1 rRNA gene is annotated in these 2,637 nt (G+C 50.7%); it reads right to left on the minus strand.

What is annotated here, in order from left to right:
- Positions 1 to 66: 66 nt before the first annotated feature.
- Positions 67 to 2,637: ribosomal RNA gene (locus BMW37_RS14800) — 23S ribosomal RNA — on the minus strand; the annotation flags it as partial.

A 2,637-nucleotide genomic window follows, 5' to 3' on the forward strand; every position in this document is an offset into this window, starting at 1 on the left:
GACTCTATCAATCACACTTCTCTCTCTACTCTTTCAAGTCACTCACCAAAACACCTTCGGTGTTGTAAGGTTAAGCCTCTCGGGTAATTAGTATGAGTTAGCTCAATACATCGCTGTACTTACACACCTCACCTATCAACGTCATAGTCTTTAACAACCCTTATAGATACTTACGTATAGGGAAGACTCATCTTGGGGAAAGTTTCTCGCTTAGATGCTTTCAGCGATTATCTCGTCCGCATTTAGCTACCGGGCAGTGCCATTGGCATGACAACCCGAACACCAGTGATGCGTTCACCTCGGTCCTCTCGTACTAGAAGCAACCCCCCTCAATCTTCCAACGCCCACGACAGATAGGGACCGAACTGTCTCACGACGTTCTAAACCCAGCTCGCGTACCACTTTAAACGGCGAACAGCCGTACCCTTGGGACCGACTTCAGCCCCAGGATGTGATGAGCCGACATCGAGGTGCCAAACACCGCCGTCGATATGAACTCTTGGGCGGTATCAGCCTGTTATCCCCGGAGTACCTTTTATCCGTTGAGCGATGGCCCTTCCATACAGAACCACCGGATCACTATGACCTACTTTCGTACCTGCTCGACATGTCTGTCTCGCAGTCAAGCTAGCTTTTACCATTACACTAACCGCATGATGTCCGACCATGCTTAGCTAACCTTCGTGCTCCTCCGTTACAATTTGGGAGGAGACCGCCCCAGTCAAACTACCCACCAGACACTGTCCTCATTCCCGATTAGGGAACTAAGTGAGAACATCAAACATTAAAGGGTGGTATTTCAAGGATGGCTCCATAGCAACTGGCGTCACTACTTCAATGCCTCCCACCTATCCTACACATTAAGGCTCAATGTTCAGTGTCAAGCTATAGTAAAGGTTCACGGGGTCTTTCCGTCTTGCCGCGGGTACACCGCATCTTCACGGCGATTTCAATTTCACTGAGTCTCGGGTGGAGACAGCCTGGCCATCATTACGCCATTCGTGCAGGTCGGAACTTACCCGACAAGGAATTTCGCTACCTTAGGACCGTTATAGTTACGGCCGCCGTTTACTGGGGCTTCAATCAAGAGCTTCGCTTGCGCTAACCCCATCATTTAACCTTCCAGCACCGGGCAGGCGTCACACCTTATACGTCCACTTACGTGTTTGCAAAGTGCTGTGTTTTTATTAAACAGTTGCAGCCAGCTGGTATCTTCGACTGACTTCAGCTCCATCCGCGAGGGACTTCACCTAATGTCAGCGTGCCTTCTCCCGAAGTTACGGCACCATTTTGCCTAGTTCCTTCACCCGAGTTCTCTCAAGCGCCTGAGTATTCTCTACCTGACCACCTGTGTCGGTTTGGGGTACGATTAATATGATAGTTAATGCTTAGAGGCTTTTCCAGGAAGCAGGGCATCAACTACTTCAGCACCGTAGTGCCTCGTCGTCGCTTCTCAGTGTTAACAAAGTACCGGATTTGCCTAGTACTTCCACCTACGAGCTTAAACGCGAATCCGTCACCGCGCTAGCCTAGCCTTCTCCGTCCCCCCTTCACCTATCATACCAGTACGGGAATATTAACCCGTTACCCATCGACTACGCTCTTCAGCCTCGCCTTAGGGGTCGACTCACCCTGCCCCGATTAACGTTGGACAGGAACCCTTGGTCTTCCGGCGTGCGGGTTTTTCACCCGCATTATCGTTACTTATGTCAGCATTCGCACTTCTGATACCTCCAGCAAACTTCTCAGTTCACCTTCTACGGCTTACAGAACGCTCCCCTACCCATTGACCTAAGTCAATGCCGCAGCTTCGGTGTACAGTTTTAGCCCCGTTACATCTTCCGCGCAGGCCGACTCGACTAGTGAGCTATTACGCTTTCTTTAAATGATGGCTGCTTCTAAGCCAACATCCTAGCTGTCTAAGCCTTCCCACTTCGTTTCCCACTTAACTGTAACTTTGGGACCTTAGCTGGCGGTCTGGGTTGTTTCCCTCTCCACGACGGACGTTAGCACCCGCCGTGTGTCTCCCACACGTCATTCATCAGTATTCGGAGTTTGCATCGGGTCGGTAAGTCGGGATGACCCCCTAGCCGAAACAGTGCTCTACCCCCAATGATGCTGTGTGAGGCGCTACCTAAATAGCTTTCGGGGAGAACCAGCTATCTCCCGGTTTGATTGGCCTTTCACCCCCAGCCACAAGTCATCCGCTAATTTTTCAACATTAGTCGGTTCGGTCCTCCAGTTAGTGTTACCCAACCTTCAACCTGCCCATGGCTAGATCACCGGGTTTCGGGTCTATACCTTGCAACTAGACGCCCAGTTAAGACTCGGTTTCCCTACGGCTCCCTTATTCAGTTAACCTTGCTACAAAATATAACTCGCTGACCCATTATACAAAAGGTACGCAGTCACCCCGAAGGGCTCCCACTGCTTGTACGTACACGGTTTCAGGTTCTTTTCACTCCCTTCACCAGGGTTCTTTTCGCCTTTCCCTCACGGTACTGGTTCACTATCGGTCAATCAGGAGTATTTAGCCTTGGAGGATGGTCCCCCCATATTCAAACAGGATATCACGTGTCCCGCTCTACTCTTCGTGCTCACAGACTTTGGCTTTCGTGTACGGGGCTTTCACCCTGT

The sequence above is a fragment of the Thorsellia anophelis DSM 18579 genome, from assembly GCF_900111395.1.
Classification (GTDB): domain Bacteria; phylum Pseudomonadota; class Gammaproteobacteria; order Enterobacterales; family Thorselliaceae; genus Thorsellia; species Thorsellia anophelis.